Below are 5,721 nucleotides of genomic sequence, written 5' to 3'. Positions count from 1 at the left end.
ATTTATAAGTGGAATGAATAAATTGTAATGATTCTTCGTAGTTCATTTTTGCCCCCATATGTTTTTATGTTCATATATTATAATATTTAAAGAAAATTTTCAAATACTTTTTATAGAATTATAAGTTGTCAATTTATTGTGGGTGTGTTAAAATGTTTTAGAATTTAGAGGAATTGGTTGAAGCAATCAACAATTAAAAAGGAGTAAATATGATAGATTTGAAAAAACTCGACAGAGAGCTTTTAAATGTTGAAAAGCCTGCAAGATATGTTGGAAGCGAGCTTAACATAGTTGTTAAAAACAAGGAAGATGTGAATATAAGATTTGCTTTTGCTTTTCCTGATGTTTATGAAGTAGCGATGTCTCATACAGGAATGCATATTTTGTATCATTTAATGAACAGTATGGAGAACATATGGTGCGAAAGAGTTTTTGCTCCTTGGACTGATATGGAACAAGTGATGAGAAAAAATAAAATACCTCTTTATGGACTTGAAAGTAAGGATGAGCTGGAAAAGTTTGACTTTATAGGTTTTACATTACAATATGAAATGAGCTATTCAAATATTTTAAATATGCTTGATTTAGGAAACATACCTCTTAAATCAAAAGACAGAACTAATGATATGCCTCTAGTTATTGCTGGAGGGCCATGTGCATACAATCCGGAACCTTTATATGAAATAATTGACTTGTTCACCATCGGTGAAGCCGAAGAGCTTTTGCCGGAGTTGTTGAAACTTTATGAGGAAGAAAAGAAAAATGGATATGATAAATTATCATTTCTTGAAAAAGCTGCACAGTTAGACGGGGTATATGTTCCTCAATTTTATGAAGAAATTTATAATGAAGATGGAACTATTAAAGAACGTAAAATACTAAATAAAAATGCTAAAGAAACAATTGTAAAAAGAATTATTAAGGATCTTGATAAAAGTTTTTATCCTGAAAAAAGCATCCTACCATATATTGATGTAGTTCATGACAGAGTTGTGCTTGAAATATTCAGAGGATGCACTAGAGGCTGTCGTTTTTGTCAAGCAGGAATGATATACAGACCTGTAAGAGAAAGGAAAGCTGACACTCTTGTAAAACAAGCTGAAAATCTTTTGAATTCAACGGGACATGATGAAATTTCATTGACTTCGCTCAGTTCTGGAGATTATTCATGTTTGCCGGATTTAACATTAAAATTATTAGAAAAATATGAAAATCAAAATGTAAGTATTTCTTTGCCTTCCTTAAGACTTGATTCAATAACATTTGATATTATTGAAAGAATTCAAGAAGTAAGAAAGTCTGGATTAACATTTGCTCCTGAAGCTGGAACTCAACGCATGAGAGACGTTATTAATAAAAATCTTACTGAGGAACAAATTCTCGGACCTGTTGAGACGGCATTCAGCCTAGGATGGTCTACAGTAAAATTATATTTTATGATTGGACTTCCCGGCGAAACAATGGAAGATGTTTTAGGAATAAAGCACCTTGCATACAAAGTTAAGGATAAATTTTTCCAAAGACCTAAGGAAGAAATAAAAGGAAATTTAAAGATAAATGCGAGTGCAGCATGTTTTGTTCCAAAACCTTTCACACCATTTCAATGGGTTGCTCAAAACAGCATAGAAGAATTTTACGACAAAGCAAAATTTCTTCAGAGAGAAATTAAGGACAAAAAAGTTTCATTAAGTTATCATGAACCAAAGTTAAGTTATCTTGAAGCGGTTTTTGCAAGAGGAGACAGAAGACTATCCAAGGTGCTGTTAAAAGCATTTGAGAAAGGATGTCGCTTTGACGGCTGGTATGAAATGTTTGATTTTGATAAATGGATGGAAGTATTTAAAGAAACAAACACAGATTCCGACTTTTTTGCCACTAGACAAAGAGAACTTACAGAAGTGCTTCCATGGGACTTCATTGATACAGGAGTAGATAAGGAATATTTAGCAAGTGAATATAAAAAATCTTTAGAAAATATAACTACACCGGATTGCAGACAACAATGCTTTAACTGTGGCGTAAATCATAAATTAATAGGAGGTGCCTGCCCTCATGTGCAAACTAATAAGCAAGTACAGTAAAACTGGAAATTTAAAATATATTTCTCACTTAGATGTTCTAAGATTTATACAAAGGTCTGTAAAAAGAGCAGGATTTCCTGCTAAGTACTCAGAAGGATTTAATCCTCATATGAAAACAGCGTTTGGATATCCTTTGTCGCTGGGTATAGAGAGCATTGGAGAATATTTCGAATTGGAATTCAAAGAAAATGTTGAACCTGAAAGATTTATTAAAGGCATGAATGCTGTATTGCCTAAAGAAATGCAAATAATGAATTCGAAAAAAACAGATGATACTGTATCTATAATGACAAGATGCGCTTATGCGGAATATATAATTAATTTAGAATCGGAAAAAATAAATGTTGTAGAGCTTCAGGAATTGTTTAAGGAAATGCTTGAAACTGGAGTGATATATAACAGGCAAAAGAAAAACAAGAAGAATAAGGTAGTAATAAAAGAGATTAACACTAAAGAATATATAAATCATTTGAAAGCTGAGCAAATAAATGACAATAAAGTAACTGTAGAAGCTGTTATTTTAACAACAGAAACGGGAAGTATGAAAGTTGATGAACTGTTGAAGTTAATAATAGAAAAAGGATTCAATATAGACTATCATACGGTTATGAAAGTGGATGCATTAGATAAGGAAATGAAACCAATACTGTAATCTATTGTACCTGGAGGTATTATGAAACAGGTTATTATAAATAATTCAATATTTTTTGACCAAGTTGCTATTTTACAGGATGGCAGATTGCAGGATTATATGAATGAAGAAAAAGATTATAAAAGTGTTGTGGGCAACATCTATAAAGGGAAAGTAATGAATATACTGCCTGGAATGGAAGCTGCTTTTGTTGATATTGGACTTGACAAAAATGCATACTTATTTTTAGAAGATCTTCTTTCGGACAAATTCCTGAAGGAAAAGAACATCAAGAAAAAAGATGTTACCGGTATAAGCACAGTGTTAAAAAAAGGCGAAGAAATAATTGTACAAATTACCAGAGAACCAATAGGTGAGAAAAATGTTGCAGTTACAACTGACATTTCAATTTCAGGCAAATATATTGCATTTATTCCCAATAGCATAGAAGTTAATATTTCTAAAAAAATAAAGCATGTTGAAGAACGAAACAGACTTATGGAAATCGGGAAAAGTATCATGAAGAATGGAAATGGCATGATTATTCGAACATTTTCCAAGAACTGTTCAAAAGAATCAATTGAGAAAGAATATAGTATGCTGTCATCTGTTTTTGCCCAAATTGAAAAAGAATATAAATATTCTTATGCTCCAAAACTTTTGTATAAGAATAATTCTTTCATTGAAAGATTATTTTTGGATTGCATTGATTCTACTGTGGATGAAATATATGTTAAAGATAAAAAAACAAAAGAAACTTTTGAAGGTCTTATTAAAGGTTACAATACAGATGAAATGAAAAGTATTGCAATTATAGAATCTAACTGTGCATTTGAAAATTTCAATGTTGAAAAACAAATCAGTATGTTGCTTAAACGCAAAGTTGAACTTGAAAACGGTGGTTCGATTTTCATAGATGTTACAGAAGCAATGACTGTAATTGATGTAAATAGCGGAAAGTTTATCGGTAGCAAAAGTATGGAAGAAACTGCCCTTCAGTTAAATTTGAGTGCTTTAGATGAAATAGCAAGGCAAATTAAACTTCGCAACTTAAGCGGCATTATTATCATAGATTTCATAGATGTAAAAATAAAAGATAATAAGAATTTGATTATTAATAAAGCAAAAGATGCATTTAAAGATGATAAGGCAAAAATAAACATAATTGGTATGACAAAATTAAATTTAATGGAAATAACCAGAAAAAAAGATAAGGAAAATTTTTTCAATTTAATGACAAAAGAATGTGAGCATTGTGGCGGAAGCGGAAGAACCGGATCTAAGATCTTTATTTTTTTAAAAATTGAGAGTATAATAAGTAATATTAAAAAAAATACTTCTTCCGAAGCTGTTATTCTTAATACCGGATTTTTACTTTATAATAAAATATTAAATAACTACATGGATATTGTAATTAAAATAGAACAGAAGTATAATATTAAAATATTTTTCTTTCCAGATAAAAATATTATTACTGATGATATAGTTGTTGGAAGAATGGGAAAAGCAGATTATATAAATACTTTTTTAAACAAATAAAAAAAAGTTGACAAACTTATCTTTGTTTGATAAAATTTATATTTGCAAGAGCCGCACGGATCAGGTTAAAACTAATAGTACCTGCAATGGCGAGACTGGGAAGAGGAGGTAGCATTATGTACGCAATAATTGAAACAGGTGGAAAACAATATAGAGTTCAGGAAGGCGATGTAGTTAGAGTTGAAAAACTTGAAATCGCTGATGGAGAAGCAGTAAAATTTGATAAAGTTTTGCTCGTAGCTGAAGAAGGAAAATTAAATGTTGGAAAACCATATGTTGACGGAGCAGTAGTTGAAGGTGTAGTTGAAAAGCAAGGTAAAGCTAAAAAAATTATAATTTTCAAATACAAAGCTAAAAAAGACTACAGAAAGAAACAAGGTCATCGTCAACCATATACACAAATTAAAATTGAAAAAATAGTTGGATAATGATATGATTACAATAACAATATATAGGACCAAAGATATTATCAATGGTTTTATAGTTGAAGGTCATTCGGGATTCGCTGAAGAAGGTTCAGATATAGTATGTGCATCGGTTTCTATTTTATCGTATACTGCTATTAATTCAATAAACTTAGTAGCGGGGGTTGATCCTGAGTTCATCATTTATGATGTTGACGAAAACATTGGATTAATGAGTTTGAGAACTTTGGTAAACAATGATAAAACTGATGTGATATACAGAAACTTTATGGTAGGTATAGAATTATTACTGGAAGATTACAGTGATTATATTACACTTAAATTTGAGGAGGTGTAAAAATGTTATTGAAATTAAACATACAGTTATTTGCACATAAAAAAGGTGTTGGTAGCTCAAAAAATGGTCGTGATAGCAATGCTAAGAGACTTGGAGTAAAAAGAACTGACGGTCAGTTTGTATTGGCTGGAAATATTCTTGTGAGACAAAGAGGAACTAAACTTCATCCAGGCTTGAATGTAGGCATTGGAAGCGATGATACATTATTTGCTACAGTTGACGGGAAAGTTAAGTTTGAAAGAAAAGACAAAACAAGAAAGCAAGTCAGCGTATATCCTTGTGAAATTGAAGCATAATAAACGAAAATGACCTACCATTAGTGGTAGGTTTTTGTTTATTAATAAGGAAAGGGGACACACCCCTAAGTAGGGAGAGTCTTTGGAGTAAGCTTATGGGAATGTCTTTGCAGTAAGATTAGGGGAATGTCCCCAAATTAGAAAAGGTTGGGATAAAATGTTTGTAGATGTAGCAAAAATTAGTGTAAGAGCAGGAAATGGCGGAAGTGGCTGTGTTGCGTTTAGGCGCGAAAAATATGTGCCTATGGGCGGTCCTGCAGGTGGTGACGGCGGAGATGGTGGAAACATAATATTAGCAGCTGATGAAGGCTTAAGAACATTGATGGATTTTAGATATAAAAGACATTATCAAGCAGAAAACGCAGAAGACGGCAGAGGAAAAAAGCAATATGGTTCAGATGGAAAGGACCTT

General features: G+C 31.6%; 6 protein-coding genes and 1 pseudogene. All 7 read left to right on the top strand.

All coding sequences use genetic code 11. The features are described from left to right. Positions 1-209: 209 nt before the first annotated feature. A complete protein-coding gene (locus SA378_RS00575; RefSeq protein ID WP_318524052.1) occupies positions 210-2,081 on the top strand; it encodes a TIGR03960 family B12-binding radical SAM protein in 1,872 nt (623 codons plus the stop codon). Then, positions 2,053-2,733 carry a TIGR03936 family radical SAM-associated protein gene (locus SA378_RS00570; protein ID WP_318524051.1) on the top strand — a complete coding sequence of 227 codons (681 nt, stop codon included), beginning with the start codon at positions 2,053-2,055 and terminating at the stop codon, positions 2,731-2,733. Before SA378_RS00575 ends, SA378_RS00570 begins: the two co-directional genes overlap by 29 nt. Positions 2,734-2,754: 21 nt before the next feature. Then, positions 2,755-4,251 (top strand): Rne/Rng family ribonuclease, encoded by a 1,497-nt coding sequence (locus SA378_RS00565; RefSeq protein ID WP_318524050.1) that lies wholly within the window; start codon positions 2,755-2,757, stop codon positions 4,249-4,251. Positions 4,252-4,367: 116 nt separating this feature from the next. Beyond that, positions 4,368-4,679, top strand: a complete 312-nt coding sequence (gene rplU / locus SA378_RS00560) for a 50S ribosomal protein L21 (protein ID WP_318524049.1) — start codon at positions 4,368-4,370, stop codon at positions 4,677-4,679. Positions 4,680-4,683: 4 nt separating this feature from the next. Continuing rightward, complete coding sequence (locus tag SA378_RS00555; protein WP_318524048.1) at positions 4,684-5,013, top strand: ribosomal-processing cysteine protease Prp; 330 nt, start codon at positions 4,684-4,686, stop codon at positions 5,011-5,013. A gap of 2 nt (positions 5,014-5,015) precedes the next feature. Beyond that, complete coding sequence (rpmA, locus tag SA378_RS00550) at positions 5,016-5,309, top strand: 50S ribosomal protein L27 (RefSeq protein ID WP_318524047.1); 294 nt, start codon at positions 5,016-5,018, stop codon at positions 5,307-5,309. 157 nt (positions 5,310-5,466) lie between these two features. Beyond that, positions 5,467-5,721 (top strand): annotated as a pseudogene (locus tag SA378_RS00545) (GTPase CgtA); the annotation flags it as partial.

Origin of the sequence: Sedimentibacter sp., from assembly GCF_033447055.1 — a bacterium.
Taxonomy (GTDB): Bacteria; Bacillota; Clostridia; order Tissierellales; family Sedimentibacteraceae; genus Sedimentibacter.
Note: the sequence above shows the minus strand (reverse complement) of the source record. Positions and strands in the feature narration are given on the sequence as shown.

Bases quoted from the DNA above. Each gene is read 5' to 3' on its own strand.
- SA378_RS00575 (WP_318524052.1), top strand. From the start codon at position 210: ATGATAGATTTGAAAAAACTCGACAGAGAGCTTTTAAATGTTGAAAAG.
- SA378_RS00570 (WP_318524051.1), top strand. From the start codon at position 2,053: ATGTGCAAACTAATAAGCAAGTACAGTAAAACTGGAAATTTAAAATAT.
- SA378_RS00565 (WP_318524050.1), top strand. From the start codon at position 2,755: ATGAAACAGGTTATTATAAATAATTCAATATTTTTTGACCAAGTTGCT.
- rplU (WP_318524049.1), top strand. From the start codon at position 4,368: ATGTACGCAATAATTGAAACAGGTGGAAAACAATATAGAGTTCAGGAA.
- SA378_RS00555 (WP_318524048.1), top strand. From the start codon at position 4,684: ATGATTACAATAACAATATATAGGACCAAAGATATTATCAATGGTTTT.
- rpmA (WP_318524047.1), top strand. From the start codon at position 5,016: ATGTTATTGAAATTAAACATACAGTTATTTGCACATAAAAAAGGTGTT.